The sequence below is a fragment of the Pseudoxanthomonas sp. JBR18 genome (assembly GCF_028198165.1).
Taxonomy (GTDB): Bacteria; Pseudomonadota; Gammaproteobacteria; order Xanthomonadales; family Xanthomonadaceae; genus Pseudoxanthomonas_A.
Genome location: NZ_CP116339.1, coordinates 265,032 through 285,666, shown reverse-complemented (window position 1 = coordinate 285,666; position 20,635 = coordinate 265,032). Strand labels below are relative to the sequence as shown.

21 protein-coding genes are annotated in these 20,635 nt (G+C 70.4%); 7 read left to right on the top strand and 14 right to left on the bottom strand.

Going from position 1 to position 20,635, the window contains the following annotated elements; all coding sequences use genetic code 11:
* Positions 1 to 163 precede the first annotated feature (163 nt).
* Both PJ250_RS01515 and PJ250_RS01510 read right to left on the bottom strand, forming a co-directional pair.
* Positions 164 to 1,546, bottom strand: coding sequence for an L-serine ammonia-lyase (locus tag PJ250_RS01515; RefSeq protein ID WP_271646798.1), 1,383 nt, complete (start codon positions 1,544 to 1,546; stop codon positions 164 to 166).
* A gap of 31 nt (positions 1,547 to 1,577) precedes the next feature.
* Positions 1,578 to 2,303, bottom strand: coding sequence for a GntR family transcriptional regulator (locus tag PJ250_RS01510; protein ID WP_271646797.1), 726 nt, complete (start codon positions 2,301 to 2,303; stop codon positions 1,578 to 1,580).
* A gap of 179 nt (positions 2,304 to 2,482) precedes the next feature.
* Between PJ250_RS01510 and PJ250_RS01505 the strand changes: the two genes are divergently transcribed.
* The gene (locus PJ250_RS01505) at positions 2,483 to 2,713 is read left to right on the top strand and encodes a glutaredoxin family protein (protein WP_271648483.1); all 231 of its coding nucleotides are present in this window, start codon (positions 2,483 to 2,485) and stop codon (positions 2,711 to 2,713) included.
* Positions 2,714 to 2,719: 6 nt separating this feature from the next.
* On the opposite strand, the gene PJ250_RS01500 is transcribed toward PJ250_RS01505, so the two are convergent.
* The 4 genes from PJ250_RS01500 to PJ250_RS01485 all read right to left on the bottom strand — a co-directional run bounded on the left by PJ250_RS01500 (position 2,720) and on the right by PJ250_RS01485 (position 5,137).
* The gene (locus PJ250_RS01500) at positions 2,720 to 3,121 is read right to left on the bottom strand and encodes a nuclear transport factor 2 family protein (protein WP_271646796.1); all 402 of its coding nucleotides are present in this window, start codon (positions 3,119 to 3,121) and stop codon (positions 2,720 to 2,722) included.
* A 174-nt stretch (positions 3,122 to 3,295) separates the two neighbouring features.
* Complete coding sequence (locus PJ250_RS01495) at positions 3,296 to 3,865, bottom strand: YceI family protein (RefSeq protein ID WP_271646795.1); 570 nt, start codon at positions 3,863 to 3,865, stop codon at positions 3,296 to 3,298.
* A 4-nt stretch (positions 3,866 to 3,869) separates the two neighbouring features.
* Positions 3,870 to 4,454, bottom strand: coding sequence for a cytochrome b (locus PJ250_RS01490; protein WP_271646794.1), 585 nt, complete (start codon positions 4,452 to 4,454; stop codon positions 3,870 to 3,872).
* Entirely contained in the window at positions 4,451 to 5,137 is a 687-nt protein-coding gene (locus PJ250_RS01485; protein WP_271646793.1) for a YceI family protein, read from the bottom strand. The genes PJ250_RS01490 and PJ250_RS01485 overlap by 4 nt, the downstream gene beginning before the upstream one ends.
* A 200-nt stretch (positions 5,138 to 5,337) precedes the next feature.
* Here PJ250_RS01485 and PJ250_RS01480 point away from each other — a divergent pair, with 200 nt between their 5' ends.
* The gene (locus PJ250_RS01480) at positions 5,338 to 8,886 is read left to right on the top strand and encodes a sensor histidine kinase (protein ID WP_271646792.1); all 3,549 of its coding nucleotides are present in this window, start codon (positions 5,338 to 5,340) and stop codon (positions 8,884 to 8,886) included.
* A gap of 79 nt (positions 8,887 to 8,965) precedes the next feature.
* Positions 8,966 to 12,499 carry a hybrid sensor histidine kinase/response regulator gene (locus tag PJ250_RS01475; protein ID WP_271646791.1) on the top strand — a complete coding sequence of 1,178 codons (3,534 nt, stop codon included), beginning with the start codon at positions 8,966 to 8,968 and terminating at the stop codon, positions 12,497 to 12,499.
* Between the two features lie 12 nt (positions 12,500 to 12,511).
* Here PJ250_RS01475 and hemE read toward each other — a convergent pair whose 3' ends face one another.
* The 6 genes from hemE to PJ250_RS01445 are packed head-to-tail and all read right to left on the bottom strand — an operon-like array spanning position 12,512 to position 17,009.
* The gene (hemE, locus tag PJ250_RS01470; protein WP_271648482.1) at positions 12,512 to 13,582 is read right to left on the bottom strand and encodes a uroporphyrinogen decarboxylase; all 1,071 of its coding nucleotides are present in this window, start codon (positions 13,580 to 13,582) and stop codon (positions 12,512 to 12,514) included.
* Between the two features lie 29 nt (positions 13,583 to 13,611).
* Entirely contained in the window at positions 13,612 to 14,169 is a 558-nt protein-coding gene (locus PJ250_RS01465; protein WP_271646790.1) for a GNAT family N-acetyltransferase, read from the bottom strand.
* A 2-nt stretch (positions 14,170 to 14,171) separates the two neighbouring features.
* Complete coding sequence (locus PJ250_RS01460) at positions 14,172 to 14,429, bottom strand: WGR domain-containing protein (protein WP_271646789.1); 258 nt, start codon at positions 14,427 to 14,429, stop codon at positions 14,172 to 14,174.
* Between the two features lie 55 nt (positions 14,430 to 14,484).
* Positions 14,485 to 15,597, bottom strand: a complete 1,113-nt coding sequence (gene aroB / locus PJ250_RS01455) for a 3-dehydroquinate synthase (RefSeq protein WP_271646788.1) — start codon at positions 15,595 to 15,597, stop codon at positions 14,485 to 14,487.
* Positions 15,594 to 16,139 carry a shikimate kinase gene (locus PJ250_RS01450; RefSeq protein ID WP_271646787.1) on the bottom strand — a complete coding sequence of 182 codons (546 nt, stop codon included), beginning with the start codon at positions 16,137 to 16,139 and terminating at the stop codon, positions 15,594 to 15,596. The genes aroB and PJ250_RS01450 overlap by 4 nt, the downstream gene beginning before the upstream one ends.
* 60 nt (positions 16,140 to 16,199) lie before the next feature.
* Positions 16,200 to 17,009 (bottom strand): kinase, encoded by an 810-nt coding sequence (locus PJ250_RS01445; protein ID WP_271646786.1) that lies wholly within the window; start codon positions 17,007 to 17,009, stop codon positions 16,200 to 16,202.
* Between the two features lie 49 nt (positions 17,010 to 17,058).
* Here PJ250_RS01445 and pdxH point away from each other — a divergent pair, with 49 nt between their 5' ends.
* The 4 genes from pdxH to PJ250_RS01425 are packed head-to-tail and all read left to right on the top strand — an operon-like array spanning position 17,059 to position 19,268.
* A complete protein-coding gene (gene pdxH / locus PJ250_RS01440; protein WP_271646785.1) occupies positions 17,059 to 17,676 on the top strand; it encodes a pyridoxamine 5'-phosphate oxidase in 618 nt (205 codons plus the stop codon).
* Positions 17,673 to 18,026, top strand: coding sequence for a YqfO family protein (locus PJ250_RS01435; RefSeq protein ID WP_271646784.1), 354 nt, complete (start codon positions 17,673 to 17,675; stop codon positions 18,024 to 18,026). Before pdxH ends, PJ250_RS01435 begins: the two co-directional genes overlap by 4 nt.
* Positions 18,023 to 18,466 (top strand): aminoglycoside 6'-N-acetyltransferase, encoded by a 444-nt coding sequence (gene aac(6'), locus PJ250_RS01430; protein ID WP_271646783.1) that lies wholly within the window; start codon positions 18,023 to 18,025, stop codon positions 18,464 to 18,466. The genes PJ250_RS01435 and aac(6') overlap by 4 nt, the downstream gene beginning before the upstream one ends.
* Before the next feature lie 4 nt (positions 18,467 to 18,470).
* Positions 18,471 to 19,268: a cobalamin-binding protein gene (locus PJ250_RS01425; RefSeq protein ID WP_271648481.1), complete on the top strand. Its 798-nt coding sequence runs from the start codon at positions 18,471 to 18,473 to the stop codon at positions 19,266 to 19,268.
* 9 nt (positions 19,269 to 19,277) lie between these two features.
* Here the strand turns inward: PJ250_RS01425 and PJ250_RS01420 are convergent, their stop codons facing one another.
* Positions 19,278 to 19,745 (bottom strand): DUF4426 domain-containing protein, encoded by a 468-nt coding sequence (locus PJ250_RS01420; RefSeq protein ID WP_271646782.1) that lies wholly within the window; start codon positions 19,743 to 19,745, stop codon positions 19,278 to 19,280.
* A 9-nt stretch (positions 19,746 to 19,754) separates the two neighbouring features.
* The gene (gene proC / locus PJ250_RS01415) at positions 19,755 to 20,591 is read right to left on the bottom strand and encodes a pyrroline-5-carboxylate reductase (RefSeq protein WP_271646781.1); all 837 of its coding nucleotides are present in this window, start codon (positions 20,589 to 20,591) and stop codon (positions 19,755 to 19,757) included.
* Between the last annotated feature and the right edge of the window lie 44 nt (positions 20,592 to 20,635).

The window sequence follows — 20,635 nt, the reverse complement described above, 5'->3', positions numbered from 1 at the left end:
CCCGGCTGTAGCCAGGGGGCGCCGCTTCGCCAACTGCCGGCCCTCCCCGGCTGCTGCAGCGGCCTTTGTCGCCGATTGGAGGCCGTCTGTCACGCTTTTGGTGTGACGACGAGTCCGGGCGTTGGCGTGAAGGCGGGCACCGGCAGGCGACGCGCCGGCCGGGTCAGCACTCGATGACGTTTACCGCCAGGCCGCCGCGGCTGGTTTCCTTGTACTTGTCGCGCATGTCGCGGCCGGTATCGCGCATGGTGCGGATCACCTTGTCCAACGAGACCTTGTGCTTGCCGTCGCCGCGCATGGCCATGCGCGAGGCGTTGATCGCCTTGACCGCGCCCATCGCGTTGCGCTCGATGCACGGGATCTGCACCAGCCCGCCGATCGGGTCGCAGGTCAGGCCCAGGTTGTGCTCCATGCCGATCTCGGCGGCGTTCTCGATCTGGCTGGTGTTGCCGCCCAGCGCCGCGGTCAGGCCGGCGGCGGCCATCGAACAGGCCACGCCGACCTCGCCCTGGCAGCCGACCTCGGCCCCGGAAATGCTGGCGTTTTCCTTGTACAGAATGCCCACCGCCGCGGCGGTCAGCAGAAAATCGAAGATGCGCTGCTCGCTGCTGCCCGGGCAGAATCGGTCGTAGTAGTGCAGCACCGCCGGGATGATGCCGGCCGCGCCATTGGTGGGGGCGGTGACCACGCGGCCGCCGGCGGCGTTCTCCTCGTTGACCGCCAGGGCGTACAGGTTGACCCAGTCCAGGGTGGTCAGCGGATCGCGCATGGCGGCCTCGGGCTTGGCCGACAGTTCGCGGTGCAGGGCCGGGGCGCGGCGCGAGACATGCAGGCCACCGGGCAGGGAGCCTTCCTGGCGGATGCCGCGCGCCAGGCAGGCCTGCATCGCCTCCCAGATCTCGCGCAGGCCGGCGTGGATCTCTTCGGCGCTGCGCCAGGACTTCTCGTTCTCGAACATCAGCTGGGCGATGGACAGGCCGCTCTCGCGGCTGCGCGCGATCAGCTCGTCGCCGCTGGCGAACGGGTAGGGCAGCGGCGTGTCGTCGGCGACGATGCGGTCCTCGGCCGCCTCGTCCTGGTTGACCACGAACCCGCCCCCGACCGAGTAGTAATCGCGCGTGGCCACCACTTCCTCGGCCGCGTTGTAGGCGGTGAAGCGCATGCCGTTGGTGTGGAAGGGCAGCTTCTGGCGCTTGTTCATGACCAGATCGCGCTTGTCGACGAAGGCGATGCTGTGGGTGCCACCCAGCATCAGCCGCCCCTGCTCGCTGATGCGCTCGAGGATGGCGGGAATCTGGTCGGGGTCGACCAGGTTGGGTTGGTGGCCTTCCAGGCCCAGCAGCAGCGCCTTGTCGGTGCCATGGCCGCGCCCGGTCAGGGCCAGCGAGCCGAACACCTCGGCCCGCACGCGGACCACTTCATCCATGCGGCCGGGCTGGGCCAGCCAGCGCGAGACGAAGCGCGCCCCGGCGCGCATGGGGCCCACGGTGTGGGAAGAACTCGGTCCGATGCCGATCTTGAACAGGTCGAAGGTACTGACAGCCACGGTGCGATCCGAAAAGAGGAAAGGGAGAAGTTCAGCGCCCAGCGCGCGCCTGCGGCGGCGCGTCCTGGCGCTGCAGGTGTTGTTCCAGCGCGGCGCGCACGCTGGCCTGGGTGCGCGCCATGTGCTCGTCGTGCAGGCGGCAGGCCTTGATCACGTTGCGGGCCAGGGCGGCGTCGGCGATGGCGATGTGTTCGTCCAGGGAGAAGCGCTTGTCGCGAGAGCGCGGCAGGGCCGCATACCGGTAGCGCTCGGCCTGGTGATAGAACATGTCCTGCAGGCGCAGCAGCCAGGGCGAGCGGCACGCGCCCAGCAACGCGCGGTGGAAGGCGAAGTTGCGGGCTTCCAGCGCATCGAGCACGTCACCCGGCGGCTGGGTGCTGCTGCCGGACAGGTCGCGTTCGATCTCGGCCAGCGCGGCCAGCGCGCCGGAGACCTGGGCTTCCCAGGCCGCGTCGCCATGGACAATGGAGTCGTTCATGGCTTCGTTGACCACCAGCACGCGCACCTTGGCGATATCGTCCAGCTCCTGCAGCGACAGCGCCGCCACCCAGAATCCACGCTGGTCGGCGCTGACCACCAACTGCTCGCCGCACAACCGCGACAGTGCCTCGCGCAGCGGCGCCAGGCCGATCCGGTAGCGCTGCTGCAGCTCGACCAGCTTCAGCTTGGAGGCGGCTTTGAGCTGTCCGCGCACGATGTCGTGGCGCAGCTGCTGGTGGATGCGGCTGGCGTGGGTGCCGAGCACGGCGATGTCCATAAAATCGAAATTTCTCCGCGTCTTTCCGGGGTGAGCCCCATTGTAGGCGCGAATTTCGAGATTAATTTCGATTTTTAAGGGGTGAGCTGCGGGGCTTCAGGGCGGGCTGCGATGCGGTGGGCCTCGACGCCGCCGGGGGCGTCGGGTTACCACAGGCATCTGTTTGGACCGTGACCGCCATGCCTGCCTATCTGCTCTACCAGCGTGATGACTGCCATCTGTGCGACCTGGCCTTGGACGTGTTGGCTGCCGCGCGACTGCCGGATTTCGAGACCTGCTACATCGATGCCGACGCCGCGCTGGAGGCGCGCTATGGCCTGCGCGTGCCGGTCCTGCGCGATGCCGAGGATGGACGCGAGCTGGACTGGCCGTTCGATGTTGCCCTGGTGCAGGCCTTCCTGCGGAAGTGAGCTGGGTCAGGGCGCCTTTGGAGGTTGCTGCGCGCGGACGGGTGTGTATTGCGCCGACAGCAGGTGCCAGCCCTGTGGCGTGCGCTGTGCGGTGGCGCCCAGGGCGAGCGTCATCGCATGCCCGGGGACGGCATAGCGCAGCTGTGCAGTGAGGATGGCCGTGTCTCCATGGTCGTGGACGACCAGATCGGTCAACTCCACGGGTGGAGCCGCCACCTTTTTGTCCGGCGCGTAGAACGACAGCACCGCGTCGTGGTCATCGACCTGGCCAAGCGGACTGGTCTCGACGAAGTGCGGGTCCAGCACGGCGCGCAGGGCCTCCAGGTCGAAGCTCGACTCCGCCTGCACGTACTGGCGCAGGGCGTCCTGCGCGGTGGCGGGTGTGGCCGCGCCGCTGGTGCCTGTCATTGACAGCAGCAGAGCCGCACCGAGAGGAAGGAGCGCGTGGCGGAGATGCATGTGGGTGTCCCTGCGTGGTTGGCCTGGCGAGCATCGCGCGCCGGCCATGGGCCTCGCGCGGACCGGAAGTCACCCTGCCTTCCGGCAATGCCCGGCGCGCAATCACATTCGTGGCGGGTCGGATCAGTTGGCCGGCTTGAGCAGGACCTTGGTGCTGATCGCCACCGCGTCCGGCAGGGTGTCGGTGTCCTTCCAGTCTCCATCGCCCACACCGAAGGCCAGACGCTTGACCGTGGCCTTGCCGGTGAGCACGGGGGTTGCACCGCCGGTCCACAGGAAGGTGAAGGTCACCGGCTTGGAGACCCCACGCAAGGTCAGGGTGCCGTCGGTGCTGTAGCGGTTGCCGCCCAGCGGCTTGAAGCCCTTGGCGCTGTAGGTGCCCTGCGCGTACTTGGCCACGTTGAAGAAGTCCGCGCCGACCAGGGTGGTGTCGCGGTCGTTGTTGCCGGTGGCCGTGCCGGCCAGGCGGATGGTGACCTCCAGCGTGCCCAGATCCGGCCGCATCGGGTCGAAGCTGACCTTGGTGTCGAACCCCCCGAACTTGCCGGTAAAGGTCTCCCCGTCGTAACTGGTGGCGAACACCAGCGTGGAGCCGGGGGCCTGGGTGAAGTCGGCCGCCTTGGCGGGTGCGGTGGCGAAGGCCGCGACCAGCGCGGCGGCGGTCAAAGCGGGGGGAAGCAGGGTGCGGGACATCGGGTCAGTCCTTGGTCGGAGTGGGAGTGTCGGCCGAGCGCAGCCAGCCGCGCGGCAGCATGCGCGCCAGCGTGGCATCGCCCTGGAACAGGTGGTGGTAGAAGGCGGCGCCGGCATGCAGCACGACCAGGGTCAGCAGAACGTAGAACCCCCATTCGTGCACCTGGTGTGAGAGGTGGCGCAGCTGATCGTCGGGCGCGACCAGCTTGGGCATGTTGAACAGGCCGAAGAACTTGAACGGCCGCAGCCCGCTGGCCGAGTCGAACATCCACCCCGACAGCGGCATGGCGAACATCAGCACGTACAGCAGCACGTGGGTGAGCGAGGCGATCGTGTGCTGCCAGCCCGGGGTGCCGGGGACCGGCCGCGGCGCGCCGGCATACAGGCGCCAGGCCAGGCGCAGCACGACCAGCACCAGCACCGTGATGCCCACCGACTTGTGCGCGGTGAACACCCAGAAGTACTTCGGCGTCTTGGGTAGATCGTCCATGGTCAGACCGACGATGGCCAGGGCGGTGATCAGCAGCACGATCAGCCAGTGCAGGGTCTGGCTGACCGCACCCCAGCGCTGGGCGTTGGGTCGGGTCATGGTGTGGCGGGATCCTGGGAGGAGGGAGCGGTGGTGGCGGACGCGGACGCGTCGGAGGGCGGTGCGGCATCGTCGAAGTCTTCGCGGGTGCGCGTGGCTTCTGCCTGGATGGTCAACTGCACCGTATCGCCGATGACTGACTTCCAGGCGGTGATACCGAATGCGGCGCGGCTGATGGTGGCCGTGGCGGAAAAGCCGGCGGTGCGCCGGAACGGCGGCAGCGGATGACGCTTGAGCTGGTTGAAGGTCACCATCAATGTGACCGGCCGGGTGACGCCATGCAGGGTCAGCTCGCCGAGCACCTCGGCGTGGGTCGCATCGTGGGCGACGACCCGGGTGGAGACAAAGCGCGCCTGCGGATGGTCGGCCGCATCCAGCAGATTGCCGGCCAGGACCGCCTTGTTCCAGGCCGCGTCGCCCAGGTCCACGCGGTCCAGAGGGACGCTGACCTCCACGCGCGCCGAGGCCCAGTCGTCCGGATCGAACTCCACCAGGCCGGTGCTGCCCGAGACCGTCCCCATCGCCTGCGAGAAACCGGCGTGGGAAATGGCGAACAGCACCCGGGTGTGAACCGGGTCGAGTGCGTAGGTCTGGGTGGCCGCCGTGGCGGCACTGCTGGCCAGCGCACAGGCCAGCAAGAGGGTGAGACGTGCGCAAAACCCGGGGCGGTGCGGAATGTCCATGGGGGGATTCTAGACACCTGGCGCGGCCGGAGTGCCGCGCCTGTGCGCAACAGGCCATTGCGTGGCGTGTCATGGCGCCGCGCGAGCCCCCATGGTTGCCACGCGGTCGTGCTTGCTTGCACGATGGGCCCCGCGCATGCGCCGGGCCGGCTTTGGCCGGGCGCGATGGACGCGTGTGCAGGCCATGGGGAAAGGACCGGATGCGGGCAATTATCATCGTGCTGTGGGCCATGCTGGCCTGGGCCGGCGTGGCCCACGCCGTGGTCCCGCTGACCCCGCAACCACGGCAGCTCGGTGTGGCCGACGGCCTGCCCAGCGGCCGCGTCAATGCCTTTGCCGAGGATCGCCTGGGCTATCTGTGGATGGCGACCTACGATGGCCTGGCCCGCTATGACGGCCGTGGCTTCCGCGTCTGGCGGCTCGAGGATGGCCTGCGCGACAACCTGGTCTGGGCGGTGCACGTCGATGACGGGAACCGCCTGTGGATCGGCACCGAGAATGCGGGCATCGCCGAACTGGACTCGGCCCGCAAGGCCTTCACTTTCCACGATCGCGACAACACGCCGGCCCTGGGCAGCAACACCATCTGGTGCATCGCCGCTACGCCCGACGGCAGCCTGTGGTTCGGGACCTCCGGTGGTGGCTTGACCCGGCGCACGCCCGACGGGCGGTTCGAGCGCTACATGCCGGTCAAGGGCGATGCGCGTAGCCTGCCCGATCCCAACGTCGTGCACATGGCCGTCGCCGCCGATGGCAGCCTGTGGATCGGCACGCAGGGCGGAGCGGCCCGCTGGACCGGACACGACTTCGAACGGGTTCCGGCCGCTGCCTTGCCCTCGCAGATCATCAACCGCATCGGTGTCGAGCCCGATGGACGGATCTGGATCGCCACCGATCGCGGGGCGGTATTGCGCACGCCCGACGGGCGTTACGTGCAGCAGCCTTGGGCATCGACCTCCTCGGTGCCGGTCCTGCAGACCCTGCTGCACGACCGCGCAGGCACCTACTGGCTGGACACCGCCTCGGGCCTGGGCGTGCTCAAGGATGGGCGGATCGAGAACGTGCCGCTCTACAGCGTCTCGGCGCATGGCATCGTCAAGCCCAACTGGGTCACCGGCTTCCAGGACCGCGATGGCGGTCTGTGGTTCGCCAGCCTCAACGCCAACCTGTGGCACCTGCCGGCCAGCTGGCGCCAGTTCGCCGTGCTCACCAACGAGGCCGACGATCCGGACACGATGTACAACCCTTACGTCCTGGCCAGCGCGCCGGCGGCCGACGGCGGGCTATGGCTGGCCGGCACCCGCGGCGCCCTGGACTGGCTGGATCCCCGCACCGGCCGGATCGTGCACCACCTGCGGGTGATCGACCCGGTGCAGTGGCCGCAAACCGTGACCGTGGATGCGCGTGGACGGGTGTGGATCACCATGCCCGGACAACTGCAGCGTTACGACCCCCAGACGCATGGCGTGCAGCGCTGGAGCGCCGGGCAGGACCTCGATCCGGCCATGCCCGGGCGCGTGGAACTGGCCGCCGCCTGTGGCCGGACCGTGTGGTTGTACGACCGGGTGGGCGGTCTTCAGCAACGCGACCTGGAAGGGCATGTCCTGCACCAGCTCAAACCGACCACGGCGGCGTTCCCGCTTGGCGGGTTCGTCCAGTCCATGGTCTGCGGCCCGCAGGCGCACTTGTGGCTGGGGACCGACAAGGGGGTGATGCGGGTCGATGCCGACGGCGCGCAGGTGCATGCCGTCCCCGGCCTGGCCGGGGAGCCGGTGTTCTCGCTGGCCTTTCACGGCCAGCGGACGCTGTGGATCGGGCAGATGGGTCAGTTGCTGCGCGCCGGCTGGGATGGCCATCGCCTGGTCCGTGAACATGTCATCGGCACCGATCAGCAGTTTCCCGCCATCGCCCCGACCGGCATGGTCGTCGATGCAGAGGGGATCGTCTGGACCAGTTCGGCCCGGGGCCTGGCGCGGACCGACCCGATCCACGGACAGGTGCGCCAGTACGGCGTGCGCGACGGGCTGCCCAGTCCGGAACTGCGCGAGCGCACCCTGGTGCAGGCCACCAGTGGCCAGATCTCGGCGGCCACGCCCGACGGACTGGTACTGTTCGATCCGGCCCAGCTCAAGCCTTCCACGCGCAAGCCCGCGCTGCAGCTGGAGTTCGTCGGGGTGCGGCGCGGTGAAGAGGGCCTGGACCTGACCCACCAGCAGACGCTGGTGCTGCGCAGCGAGGATCGCGATCTGCACGTGGTGGCGCGCCTGCTGTCCTTCTCCAGTTCCAACGACATGGACTATCGGTTCCGTCTCAGTGACTACGATCCGGGCTGGGTGGACGTGGGCACGCAGGGCGAGCGTCTGTTCTCGCGTCTGCCGGCAGGGGGTTACACGCTGGACGTGCAGGGGCGCAGCAGCGACGGGGTGTGGTCTGACGTGCGCACGCTGCGCTTCCGGGTGCTGCCGCCATGGTGGCGCAGCCCGTGGGGACTGGCCGGATTGACCCTGCTGTCGGTGCTGCTGCTGGCCTGGGCCGCGTGGCTGTACCGCCTGCGCCTGCGCCGGCGCCACGCCTGGCAACTGGACCAGCACAAGCGCGCGGTCGCCGAACAGGCCTCGCAGGCCAAGACCCGGTTCCTGGCCACGCTGGGGCACGAGGTGCGCACGCCGATGACCGGCGTGCTGGGGATGAGCGAACTGCTGCTGTCCACGCCGCTGGATGCGCGCCAGCACCGCTACACCCGCTCGATCCAGGACGCCGGCACCCACCTGCTGCGCCTGGTCAACGACGCCCTGGACCTGGCAAGGATCGAGGCCGGCCGGCTGGAGCTGGACCAGCAGGATTTCGACCTGCGCGAACTGCTGGACGGGGTCGTGGCCCTGGTGGCGCCCATGGCCGAGAAACGCGGCCTGGCCTTTTCCAGCGTCGTGGCGTCCAACCTGCCCGACGCGGTGCGCGGCGATCCGGGCCGGGTCCGCCAGATCCTGCTCAACCTGCTGGGCAATGCGGTGAAGTTCACCGAACACGGATCGGTCCGCTTGCAGGCCATGCCGCTGGGCGCCGGGGCCCAGGGCGTGCGACTGGTGGTCAGCGATACCGGGCCGGGCATCGGCGCCGACCAGGTGCAGCGGCTGTTCCAGCGTTTCGAGCAGGCCGATGGGGCGCGGACCTCGGCGCGTTACGGCGGCAGCGGGCTGGGCCTGGCGATCAGCCAGGAGCTGGCCGGCGCGATGGGCGGCCGGATCAGCGTGGAGAGCGTGCCGGGGCAGGGCACGCGATTCTTGGTTGAATTGCCACTGCCGACCGCCAGCCACGGTGTGCCCGAGACCGCGCAGGACCGGCCCACCGTCGATGGCCAGGCCCTGTCGGTCCTGCTGGTGGAGGACGATGCCACCATCGCCGAGGTGATCACCGGCCTGCTGCAGGCGCGCGGCCACACGGTCAAGGCGGTGGGCCATGGCCTGGCGGCACTGACCGAGGTGGTGGTGGGGCAGTTCGATATCGGCCTGCTGGACCTGGACCTGCCCGGCATGGATGGGCTGGGACTGGCGCGACAGTTGCGCACGCAGGGGTTTGCCGCGCCCCTGCTGGCGGTGACCGCGCGTGCCGACGGCGAGGCCGAGGTGCAGGCCCGCGAGGCCGGCTTCGACGGGTTCCTGCGCAAGCCGGTCACCGGCGAGATGCTGGCCGAGGCGATGGCGGCCGCACAGCGCGCGGCGGCCCTGCGGCGCAACCAGGCGGACGGCTAGGTAGCGGCCTCGGTTGCGCCGGCCCAGCCCGGTTGCGAGGATGCCGGTCAGGCATCCCAGAACGTACGAGCTCGAACACATGGATGGATTGCGTGCGCTGCTGCGCGCCGCATTGCTGGTGTGGATGCTGGGCTGCTGCGCGTCGGTGCAGGCGCAGGTTGTCCAGCGCCCGGTGTTCCGCCTGACCGGCGTGGCCCAGGGCCTGCCTTCGGCCACGGTCTCGGCGCTGGCGCTGGATCGGCAGGGCTACCTGTGGCTGGCGACCTACGACGGCCTGGCGCGCTACGACGGGACCGAGTTCGACGTGTGGCAACACGATCCGCGCGATCCGGCGTCGATCTCCAGCAACCTCACCCAGGCGTTGTACATCGATGACCAGGATCGGATCTGGGTCGCTGGCGCCGGGGTCAGCGTGCTCGATGCCGAGCGCAAGAGGTTCCTGCGCTACGACACCGACCACCAGCGGCAGATGCACAGCGACGATGTGTACGCCATCGGCGGGCAGGGCGCGGATGTCTGGTTCGGCACCAATGGCGGTGGCCTGTACCGGGTCACCCCGGATGGCGCGCTGACCCGCTTCGACAAGGAGAACACCGGCGGGGCCCTGCCCTCGGACGAGGTCATCTCGCTGGCCAGCGACGCGCGCGGGCGGCTGTGGGTGGGCACCATCGACGGCATGGCCTACATCCAGGACGGCAAGGTGGTGAAGCCGGGCGCCGACGAGCAGCCGGCGCATCCGGCGCCGCTGCTGATGCGCGTGGGCGACACCCTCTGGGCATCCGGTGCCTGGGGCCCGGCCATGCTGGGGCCCACCGGGCCGTGGCGCGCGCCGCGCTGGGCCTCCATGTTCGAGGAGGAGAACCAGATCGTGTCGGTGGCCGATGCCGGCCGAGGCGAATACTGGCTGGGCACGTCCCAGGGCCTGTGGCTGACCCAGGGCCAGCGCGCGCCGCAGCCGGTGCGTGATCGCGATGCGCTGTTCGCCAACCGCTACGTTCCGGCCTTCCAGCAGGTCCTTGGCGCCGGGACGTGGGTGTCGGTGATGGGCAAGGGCCTGGCCTATGTGCCGGCCAGCTGGCGCCGACTGGCGGTGATTTCCCCGGTGAAGGGCACGGCGATCAGTCCTTACTGTTCGGTGGCGCCCGGCGCCGATGGCATGCTCTGGCGGATCGATGGCGACGGCGCGCTGGAGCAGTTCGATACGCGCAGCGGCGATGTCAGCCTGAGCGCCATGCGCGACCGCCAGCTCAAGGGCATGACGCCCTCCACCGGCCTGGAGGACCGTCGCGGCCAGGTCTGGCTGGGGCACCGGCCCAGCCATCTGGCGCGCTTCGACCCGGTGACCGGCGAGCACAAACGCTGGCGGATCGAGCGCTATCCCGGCTACGGCATGGCGCCCGAGGCGCTGATGGAAGACCCGCGCGGGGATGTCTGGGTTGGCGTGGCCGGGATGGTCCAGCGCCGTGACGGACGCAGCGGCGAGGTCCTGGACGAGATCCGCAACCACCCGTCCACGGGTGAGGATCTGGCCTTTGCCCAGCTCAGCCCGGGGGCGGACGGCGAGCCGTGGGTGGCCAGTGCCACTGGCATCCTGCGCTGGGATCCCGAACGCCGTGCGCTGGTGCCGCTGCAAGGCATCACCGGCGAGGAAGACGTCTCCGGCTTCGTCCCCGAATCTGCCGACGCGGTGTGGCTGTTTCGCGAAGGCCAGCTGGAGCGCTGGGTGCATCGCGGAAAGCGGTGGACCCTGGATCGCACCATTGGCGAGGGACTGCCGAGCGTTCCGGCCAACGGCATGCAGCGCGATGATCAAGGGCGGCTGTGGGTGGCCACCCAGCGCGGGCTGCTGCGCGTCGATCCGGCCAGCGGCCACATCCGCACCTTTGGCGTGCGCGACGGCCTGCCCAGCCAGGAATTCCTGGACTTCTGCCTGTATCGGCTGGACACCGGCGTGCTGGCCAGCACCACCAGCGACGGCGCGCTGGTCCTGATCGACCCCAAGCTGCCCGATCGCCCGCCCATGACCCCGCCGCTGCTGGTCCAGCCGCCGACGGTGGTGCGTGGCGGCGCGGTGGTGGTCCTGCCCGACGCTTCGCCCCGGCTACTGCCCGGCGACCGTGAACTGCGGGTCAGCGCACGCCTGCTGGCCTTCGACGACCCGGGCGGCAACCGCTATCGCAGCCGCCTGGTCGGGCTGGACCCGGACTGGGTGTCCCAGGGCGCCAGTGGCGATCGGGTGCTGTCGGCGCTGGCGCCGGGCGCCTACACGCTGGAATTGCAGGGCTTCGACACCGGCGGCAATGCTTCGCGCGTGCATCGGCTGCACTTCACGGTGGACCCGCCGTGGTGGCGCAGCGCGACGGGCATCGCCCTGCTGACCGCTGCGGTGGCCTTGGGGCTGGCCCTGTGCGCCTGGCTGTATCGCGAGCGCGTGCGCCGACGCACGGCATGGAACCTGGCCCAGCACAAGCGCCAGCTCGCCGAACAGGCCTCGCAGGCCAAGAGCCATTTCCTGGCGACCCTGGGGCACGAGGTCCGCACGCCCATGACCGGCGTGCTGGGCATGAGCGAGCTGCTCCTGGGCACGGCCCTGGATCCCCGCCAGCGCGGCTATACCACCGCCATCCAGAAGGCCGGGACGCATCTGCTGCGGTTGGTCAACGACGCGCTCGACCTGGCCCGCATCGAGGCGGGAAAGCTGGAACTGGACCAGCAGGATTTCGACCTGCGTGAGCTGCTCGACGGCGTCGCCGCCCTGAGCGCGCCCCTGGCGACCCAGCGCGGTCTGGACTTCGCATGCAAAGTCGATCCCGCGGTGCCGACCTGGCTGCGCGGCGACCCGGGGCGGGTGCGCCAGATCCTGCTCAACCTGCTCGGCAACGCGATCAAGTTCACCGAGCACGGCCAGGTCGACCTGCATGCGTCTGCACTGGTCGGCGGCGGGGTGGTTCTGTCGATCCAGGACACCGGCCCGGGCATGAGCGCCGAGCAGCAGGCGCGCCTGTTCCAACGCTTCGAGCAGGCCGAAGGCGCACGCACTGCCGCCCGCTACGGCGGGAGCGGCCTGGGGCTGGCGATCTGCCAGGAACTGGCCGTGGCCATGGGCGGGCGCATCCAGGTGCAGAGCACGCCGGGGCAGGGCACGCGCTTCCTGGTCGAGCTGCCGCTGCCCGCCGCCGCCGCGCCGCGCGCACTGCCACGCCCGCTCGCACCAGAAGCCACCGGCGCGCTGTCGGTGTTGCTGGTGGAAGACGATGCCACCATTGCCGAGGTCATCACCGGCCTGCTCCAGGCCCGCGGGCACCAGGTGCGCGCGGTCCCGCATGGCTTGGCCGCCCTGACCGAGGCTGCGCTGGCCCGGTTCGACATCGCCCTGCTCGACCTGGACCTGCCCGGCATGGATGGCCTGGCCTTGGCTCGGCAGTTCCGCGCACAGGGCATGCCCCTGCCGCTGCTGGCGGTGACCGCCCGTGCCGACGGCCAGGCCGAGGCCCTGGCCCGCCAGGCCGGTTTCGATGGCTTCCTGCGCAAGCCGGTCACCGGCGAACTGCTGGGCGAGGCGATGGCGGCGGCATTGGAGGCGGCCGCGCAGCGGACAGCTGCGTCAGGCTGAACGGCGGGCGCCTTAGCGCGCGCTGTGCCGTTGCACGGCTTCGACCAGGGCGGCGACGTGGTCGGGGTTCATGTCCGGGGACATGCCGTGGCCCAGGTTGAACACGTGGCCGTCGCGGTTGCCGCCGTTGGCAGCGGCGTAGCTGTCCAGCACCACGGCGACCTCACGGGCGATGGCCTCGGGCGATCCGTAGACCACGGCTGGGTCCAGGTTGCCTTGCAGGGCGACGCTGCCGCCCGTGCGGCGCCGGGCCTCGCCCAGTTCCACCAGCCAGTCCACACCGACCGCGTCGGTGCCGGAGGCGGCCAGGGCTTCCAGATGCGCGGCGTTGCCCTTGCCGAACAGGATCAGGGGCGCGCGGTCCTCGCCGTCGCCACGCGCCAGCTCGGCGGCGATGCGCTGCAGATAGGGCAGGGAGAATTCGCGGTACATCGCCGGGCTGAGCACGCCGCCCCAGGTATCGAACACCTGCAGCGCCTGCGCGCCGGCCGCGCGCTGCGCGCCCAGGTAGGCGATGACCGCATCGGTGTTGACCTTGAGCAGCGCGTGCAGGGTGTCCGGGTCGTTGAGCGCCATGGCCTTGATTCGGGCGTAGTCCTTGCTGCCGCCGCCTTCGACCATGTAGCAGGCCAGGGTCCACGGGCTGCCGGAGAAGCCGATCAGCGGCACGCTGCCGTCCAGTTCGCGGCGGATCAGACGCACCGCGTCCATCACGTAGCGCAGCTCGGTCTCCATGTCCGGCACGCCCAGCCTGGCGGCCTCGGCCGCGCTGCGCACGGTGTGGCGGAACTTGGGACCTTCGCCTTCGACGAAGTACAGCTCCAGGCCCATCGCATCGGGGATGGTCAGGATGTCGGAGAACAGGATCGCGGCATCCAGCGGAAAGCGGCGCAGCGGCTGCAGGGTGATTTCGCAGGCGATCTCGGGATTCTTGGCCATGCCCAGGAAGCTGCCGGCCTTGGCGCGCGTGGCGCGGTATTCGGGCAGGTAGCGGCCGGCCTGGCGCATCAGCCACACGGGCGTCCGGTCGGTGGGCTGGCGGCGCAGGGCGCGCAGCAGGCGGTCGTTCTTGAGCGGGGGCAGGGACAAGGCAGGTCTTCCGTAAAGAGGGATCAGGCGGGTGAGTGCGAGGGGGCGCGACCGGGCAGGACCAGGCCGTACAGCAACAGGTCCTCGAACACCTCGTGCTTGCATTCGTGCGCGACCAGGCGGCCTTCGGCGCGCAGGCCGGCTTTTTCCATGACCCGCGCCGAGGCGGGATTGCGCGCCAGGCACGCCCCGCCGATGCGGCTCAGGCCGTGCGCGGCATGGCCATGGTCGATCAGGCATCGCACGGCTTCGGTGGCATACCCCTGGCCCCAGTACGGCACGCCGATCCAGTAGCCCAGCATCGCCCGCGCATGGGCCGGGACGATGTCGTGCAGGGCGACGGTGCCGATCACGGCGCCGTCCTGTCGCAGGGTCGCCGCGTAGACGATGCGGGTGCCGGCGGCGAAGGCCGCTGCCAGCCCGGCGATCCAGGTCTGCGCCGCGCCATCGGGATAAGGGTGGGGGATATTGGCCGTGGTGTCGGCCACGCGCGCGTCGCCGGCCAGGCGCTGCACCTGCGCCGCATCGGCGAGCACGTACGGGCGCAGCAGCAGGCGCTCGGTTTCGAGGACCGCTTGCATCGCTAGGCCCGCGGGGCGTCGGCGCCGCGCACGAACATGACCTGGAAACCACGCTTGAGGTGGGTGTCGCGGGCCTTCTCGAAGGCGGCGGTGGCTTCGGCCTGGGCCAGGTACTGCTCGCGGCGCAGTTGGCCGCGTCCGCCGATTTGGCCGCTCTCGCGCAGCAGCTCCCAGCCGCCGAACAGGTCCGGCTGCAGGGTCAGCTGCAGGTAGCGGGGCGATTCGCCGGCGGCGGGGTGTTGCTGGAGGAAGACGCGCATGGCGCCGAGTTTATCGCAGGCCGCCGCAAGGCCCGCGTCCGGCGGGCCGGGCGGTTCAGCCCATGCCGGCCAGGACCGGCAGCACCTGGGCCTCGTCCACGTCCGGGACGACCTCGGCCTGGCCGATGCCGCGCCACAGCACCAGACGCAGGCGCCCGGCGATGTTCTTCTTGTCCAGGCGCATGCGCCCCAGCAGCGCCTCGGGCGACAGGCCGGCGGGGACGCGCGTGGGCAGTCCGTAGGCTTCGAGCAACGCCACCAGGCGCGCGGTGTCCTCGGCCGGGCTCATGCCCAGGCGGGCCGAGAGGGTCGCCGCCAGCACCATGCCCACCGCAACCGCCTCGCCATGGTTGAGGTTGTCGTTGCCCACCCCGCCATAGCCCTGCTCGGTCTCGATCGCATGGCCGAAGGTGTGGCCCAGGTTGAGCAGGGCACGCTCGCCCTTTTCCAGCGGATCGCGCGCCACGATCGACGCCTTGGCCTCGCAGCTGCGGGCGATGGCGGTGGCCAGCGCGCCGGCGTCACCATCGAGCAGCGGCTGGCGCTCGGCCTCCAGCCATTCGAAGAACAATGGATCGCCGAGCGCGCCGTACTTGATCACCTCAGCCAGGCCGGCGCGAATCTCGCGCGGCGGCAGCGTGGCCAGCGTGGCGGTATCGGCGAACACCGCGCGCGGCGGATGGAAGGCCCCGACCAGGTTCTTGCCCTGCGGAATGTCCACCGCAGTCTTGCCCCCCACCGAGGAGTCCACCATCGACAGCAGCGTGGTCGGCACCTGGACCACGTCCACCCCGCGCATCCAGCACGCAGCGGCAAAGCCGGCCAGGTCGCCGACCACGCCGCCGCCCAGCGCGAACACGCAGGCATCCCGGGTCGCACCCAGCGCCGCCAACGCTTCGATCGCACCGTCGAAGTGGGCCAGGGTCTTGGATTCCTCGCCGGCCGGCAGGACGAAGCGCGCGAGCTTGAGGTCGGAGCGGGCAGCCAGCAGCGCGTCTTCCAGCGCCTGCGCATACAGCGGGGCGACGTGCGAGTCGGACACCACCAGCGCGTGGCGTCCACGTGCGTGCGCGGCCAGCGCGCCACCGTCGCCGACCAGGCCGGGACCGATGTGGATGTCATAGGGCGCCGCGCCGTGGACGTGGACGGTCTGCATCGTGTGTTTCATGCAGCATCCACCCCGCTGCGCTGCCATTCGCGCGCCAGTCGCCCCACCAGTGCGGCGGTGGCCTCGCCCGGCGTCAGCCGGTCGGCATCGAGCACCAGGTCGGCGACCTCGCGGTAGAGCGGGTCGCGAACCTCCAACAGTCGGGTCAGCACCTCGCGACGGTCCACGCCCTGCAGCAGCGGACGGTTGCGGTCGCGGCCCACGCGGGCCAGCTGGGTCTCCACACCGACGTGCAGATAGACCACAAAGCCGCGCTCGCGCATCAGCGCCCGGTTGGCCGGATCCAGCACCGCGCCGCCGCCGCTGGCCACCACCTGGCCCTCGCCGTCCAGCAGCCGCGCCAGCGCGGTATGCTCGCGGGCACGAAAGCCGGCTTCGCCGACGGCCTCGAAGATCGCCGGGATGCTGGCGCCGTTCTCTTCGATCACGGCGTGGTCCACGTCCACGAAATCCAGGCTGAAACGCTCGGCGATCCGGCGTCCGATGGAGGTCTTGCCGGCGCCCATCGGGCCGACCATCACGAGATTGGGTGCGGGATTCATCGGGTCGATGATAGCGGCGGCACCCCGGCAGCGGCCACGACCGTTGCAGGCGAAACCGCGTCAGCCAGCGAGCACGTGCCGCTGTGCATCGACGCGGACCACATGGTCGGCGATGGCCGGCAGGGTCGCCAGCGCGTGGCGACTGATGCGCTCGTAGTGTTGGAGGAAGCGCTCAAGCTGCGAGCGGGTCATGGCGGTGCGCCCGGGCTGTGTGGCCAGCAGGCGTTGTTCGGCCTGCCAGCGCCAGTCCAGGACAGGGTCGAAGCCGGGCGGCTGCAGGAACCACAGGCTGTCGCAGGTCGCCCATAGCGCAGGGTAGTCGCGGGCCAGGGTGGCGTTGCAGTAGCCGCGCCAGACGCCTTGCGCATCTTCCTCGCGCTCCAGTGTGTTGATCGGCGTGACCAACGCGCCGGTCGCCTGCGCCGGCGTGCCCAGGCACCAGCCTTCGAAGATCACCAGGTGCACTGGCGCATCGAGGCGTGGCCAGTCGCGTTCGGGCAGGCGATCGTCGGCGAGCTTGTCGAAGCGCGGCAGCGCCACCGGGCGACCGTCGCGCAGGGCCTGCAGCGTGTGCAGGGCCAGCGGCAGGTCGTGGGTGCCAGGAGGGCCTCGGGTTTCCAGCAGGGGATGGACCTGGCGCGCGAGTGTCTCTCGGGCTCCGCGGGTCAGGTAGAAGTCGTCCAGCGACAGCACCGCCACCCGCAGGCCTTGGCCGTGCGCGGCCTGGGCCAGCTGTGCGGCCAGGGTCGACTTGCCGGTGCCCTGCAAGGCCGACAAACCCCACACCGGGAGCGCGCGTGGCAGCGCCAGGGCGCTGCGCAGGGCTTGGCAGACCAGCGATGCGGGGAAGCCGTGCGCATGGGACGTCATCGGGCGACAATAGCGCACCGCCTGCGGGCCGCTGCCAAGTTCAATCGTGATGAGCGAAGACGTCCAAGTCGATCTGTATGCCGAAGCCCTGGCCACGTTCTCCGAGCTTTACCTGGAGGCCAGCCAGAGCACCGCTGAGCCCGAGTACAACGCCATGAGCGTGGCCACCGCGACTCTGGCCGGGTGTCCTTCGGTGCGCACCGTGCTGCTCAAGGCGCACGATGCGCGTGGCTTCGTGTTCTACAGCCATTTGGACAGCCAGAAGGGCCAGGAACTGCAGGCCAATCCACGCGCGGCGCTGCTGCTGCTGTGGCGGACCTTGCGCGAGGCCGGCATCCAGGTCCGCATCGAGGGCGCGGTGCAGCTGGTGGCCGACGAGGAGGCCGATGCCTACTTCGCCACCCGTGCGCGTGAAAGCCAGCTGGGGGCCTGGGCCTCGGCGCAGTCGCACACGCTGGAAAGCGAGGAGGACTTCGAGGATCGCCTGGCCCAGGTGCAGGTTGAGTTCGAAGGCGGCGAGGTGCCGCGCCCGGATGGCTGGACGGGGTTTCGCGTGGTGCCGGACAGCTTCGAGTTCTGGTACGGCGCCAAGTTTCGCCTGCATGAGCGCTGGCGCTATGAACGCGCCGCCGACGGCAGCTGGTCCAAGCGGATGCTGTTCCCTTGAGCGCCACGCTGCAGCTGCTGCCGGTGTACCGGATCACCGTGTTCGTGCCGCCGGCCGAGGTCGAGGCGGTCAAGGCCGCGATCTGCGCGGCGGACGATCTGTCCATCGGCCACTACCGCGAGGTGATGTGGACCTCGGCACCGGGGACCGAACAATTCCGTCCCGGCCCCCAGGCCACGCCCACCGTGGGCAGCGCCGGAGCGCTGACCGCAGACCCGACCGTGCGCCTGGAATGCAGCATCACCCGTGATGCGGACCGCCTGCAGCGCGTGCTGCAGGCGATCAACGCTGCCCACCCCTGGGAAGTGCCGGCGGTGTTCGTCGACGAATCGCTGTTTCCGTTGCCTTGAGCGAGCTCTTCTCGATCCGCGCCGCCAGCGGCGGCGACTTGCGCGCGTGGGTGCAGTTGCGCCGCGCGCTGTGGCCGGATGAAACCGACGCGGTCGGCAACGTAGCCGAGGCCTTGCAGCGCGCCGATGCCAGCAACTTCATCGCCTTCGCCGATGGCGTGGCGGTGGGGTTTGCAGAAGCCACCCTGCGCCAGGATCACGTCAACGGGACCGATTCCTCGCCGGTCGGGTTCCTGGAAGGCTGGTACGTCAGCGAGGCCTGGCGCGGGCGCGGCATCGGGCGCGCGTTGCTGGCCGCGGTCCGCGACTGGGCCGGCGCGCAGGGCTGCACCGAACTGGCGTCCGACGCGACACTGGACAATCTGGCCGCGCAGCGCGCGCATGCGGCCTGCGGATTCGAAGAAACCGAGCGCGTCGTCTACTTCCGCATGGCGCTCTGAGGCGATGGGTCCGCAGCGCATCGTTTGCCTGACCGAGGAACCCTGCGAAACCCTGTACGCGCTGGGCCAGCAGGATCGCATCGTCGGCATCAGCGGCTTTACCGTGCGCCCACCGCAGGCGCGGCGCGAGAAGCCCAAGGTCGCCGCGTTCACCAGCGCGAAGATCGACCAGATCCTGGCGCTCAAGCCGGATCTGGCCATCGGCTTTTCCGACATCCAGTCCGACATCGCCGCCGCGCTGGTCAAGGCCGGAGTGGAGGTATGGATCGCCAACCATCGCAGCGTGGCCGGCATCATCGACTACGTGCGCCGGCTCGGTGCGCTGGTGGGCTGCGCGGCACGCGCCGAGGTGTATGCCGATGCGCTCGAACGCGGCCTGGATGTGATCCGCGCGCAGGCCGCACAGCTGCTGCGCCGGCCGACCGCCTACTTCGAGGAGTGGGACACGCCCCTGATCACCGGCATCCAGTGGGTGGCCGAACTGATCGAGATCGCGGGCGGCCGCGACGCCTTCCCCGCGCTGTCGCGCGAACCGCTGGCGAAGGGGCGCATCCTGGCCGATGGCGCGCCGGTGATTGCCGCGGCCCCGGACATCATCCTGGGCTCCTGGTGCGGCAAGCGCTTTCGTCCGGAACAGGTCGCCGCGCGCCCTGGTTGGGATGCCATTCCTGCCGTGCGCGACGGCCAGCTGCACGAGATCAAATCGCCGCTGATCCTGCAGCCCGGTCCGGCCGCGCTGACCGACGGCGTGCAGGCGATCGCCGCGATCATCCAGGCCTGGGCACAGCGGACGGACTGCTGACAGGCGCGCTCAGAAGCTGCGCTCGAAACGCACCGCCCCGCCCCCGGCATCGCTGCTGACCTGCAGCGCGAAGCGCAGCGTGTCGTGCGCACTGACATCCACTACGCCGATGTGGTCGACGTAGTCGCCGGTGCGCACGGGACGGAAGGCGATCGGCTGGCGGCGGCCGGACAGATCGGTGGCCGTGCCGTTGACCTCACCCTGCAGGGGCTGCTCCTGGCCTGCCTCCATCCGGCGCAGCACGACCACGACCAGCGCGCGCCCGGCGCCGCGCTCGATCCCGTAAGCCTGCGCGGCCGTCGCATTCATCGACAGACTGGGCAGGGCGTTGTAGCGCACTCGCACCGTGCCGAGATCCTGCACCGCATCGGGCGGCGCGATCGGCGTGACCCGCTGCGGGGTCTGCCGCTCAGAGCACGCGGCCAGGGCCAGCACACAGGCAAGCCCGGCCAGGCGAGGGCGGTGCGGGGCGGCCATCGCGCCGACTCAATCGTTGGCGGCGGACAGCTCGCCGCCACGGCGTGCCGCAGCGGCGATCGCCTTGGCGGTGAGGGCTTCCAGCCCACCGGCCTGGAACGTCTCGATCGCGGCCTGGGTGGTGCCGTTGGGCGAGGTGACGCGTCGGCGCAGTTCGGCCGGGGCTTCGTCCGATTCGGTCAGCATGCGCGCCGCCCCAAGGATGGTCTGCAGGGTCAGGGTGCGCGCCGCCGCGGCCGGCAGACCCTGGGCGATGCCGGCGGCCTCCATCGCTTCGGCCAGCAGGAACACATAGGCCGGGCCGCTACCGGACACGGCGGTGACCGCGTCCATCTGCGCCTCGTCCTCGATCCACACCGTCGGGCCGGCGCTGGACAGCAGGGCCTCGGTGCGCGCGCGGCCGGCGGCATCGACTTCGGAGGAGGCGAACAGCCCGGTCACGCCAGCGCCCAGCATGGAAGGCGTATTGGGCATGGCGCGCACCACCGCGACGCCGCCCAGCCAGCGCGACAGCTGCCCGGCGGTGATGCCGGCGGCGATGGAGACGGCCAGCGGGCGCTGCGCCTGGGCCGCAGCGGCCAGCGACTCACACACCCCGCGCATCACCTGCGGCTTGACCGCGAACACCCACAGGGCCGCGCCCTGCACGGCCTCGGCGGCGGTCTCGAAGACCTGTACCCCGAACTTGTCGGCCAGGTCCTGGCGCAGCTCGGCCACCGGTTCGGCCACGCGGATGTCCGACGGTGCGGTGCCACGCGCCACCAGCCCGCCGATCAGGCTGCGGGCCATGTTGCCGCCGCCGATGAAGGTGATGGTGTCGGAAGCGGTCGTCTGGGTCGAAGTCATGGCATGCACCTGTTGCGTCGGGAGAACCCCACAATTATCGCCGC

Coding starts and splice junctions, on each gene's coding strand:
- PJ250_RS01475 (WP_271646791.1), top strand. CDS start 8,966: ATGGATGGATTGCGTGCGCTGCTGCGCGCCGCATTGCTGGTGTGGATG.
- PJ250_RS01505 (WP_271648483.1), top strand. CDS start 2,483: ATGCCTGCCTATCTGCTCTACCAGCGTGATGACTGCCATCTGTGCGAC.
- PJ250_RS01510 (WP_271646797.1), bottom strand. CDS start 2,303: ATGGACATCGCCGTGCTCGGCACCCACGCCAGCCGCATCCACCAGCAG.
- PJ250_RS01425 (WP_271648481.1), top strand. CDS start 18,471: ATGGGTCCGCAGCGCATCGTTTGCCTGACCGAGGAACCCTGCGAAACC.
- proC (WP_271646781.1), bottom strand. CDS start 20,591: ATGACTTCGACCCAGACGACCGCTTCCGACACCATCACCTTCATCGGC.
- PJ250_RS01460 (WP_271646789.1), bottom strand. CDS start 14,429: ATGCGCGTCTTCCTCCAGCAACACCCCGCCGCCGGCGAATCGCCCCGC.
- aroB (WP_271646788.1), bottom strand. CDS start 15,597: ATGAAACACACGATGCAGACCGTCCACGTCCACGGCGCGGCGCCCTAT.
- PJ250_RS01490 (WP_271646794.1), bottom strand. CDS start 4,454: ATGACCCGACCCAACGCCCAGCGCTGGGGTGCGGTCAGCCAGACCCTG.
- pdxH (WP_271646785.1), top strand. CDS start 17,059: ATGAGCGAAGACGTCCAAGTCGATCTGTATGCCGAAGCCCTGGCCACG.
- PJ250_RS01500 (WP_271646796.1), bottom strand. CDS start 3,121: ATGACAGGCACCAGCGGCGCGGCCACACCCGCCACCGCGCAGGACGCC.
- PJ250_RS01450 (WP_271646787.1), bottom strand. CDS start 16,139: ATGAATCCCGCACCCAATCTCGTGATGGTCGGCCCGATGGGCGCCGGC.
- PJ250_RS01485 (WP_271646793.1), bottom strand. CDS start 5,137: ATGGACATTCCGCACCGCCCCGGGTTTTGCGCACGTCTCACCCTCTTG.
- PJ250_RS01445 (WP_271646786.1), bottom strand. CDS start 17,009: ATGACGTCCCATGCGCACGGCTTCCCCGCATCGCTGGTCTGCCAAGCC.
- PJ250_RS01465 (WP_271646790.1), bottom strand. CDS start 14,169: ATGCAAGCGGTCCTCGAAACCGAGCGCCTGCTGCTGCGCCCGTACGTG.
- PJ250_RS01495 (WP_271646795.1), bottom strand. CDS start 3,865: ATGTCCCGCACCCTGCTTCCCCCCGCTTTGACCGCCGCCGCGCTGGTC.
- PJ250_RS01420 (WP_271646782.1), bottom strand. CDS start 19,745: ATGGCCGCCCCGCACCGCCCTCGCCTGGCCGGGCTTGCCTGTGTGCTG.
- PJ250_RS01480 (WP_271646792.1), top strand. CDS start 5,338: ATGCGGGCAATTATCATCGTGCTGTGGGCCATGCTGGCCTGGGCCGGC.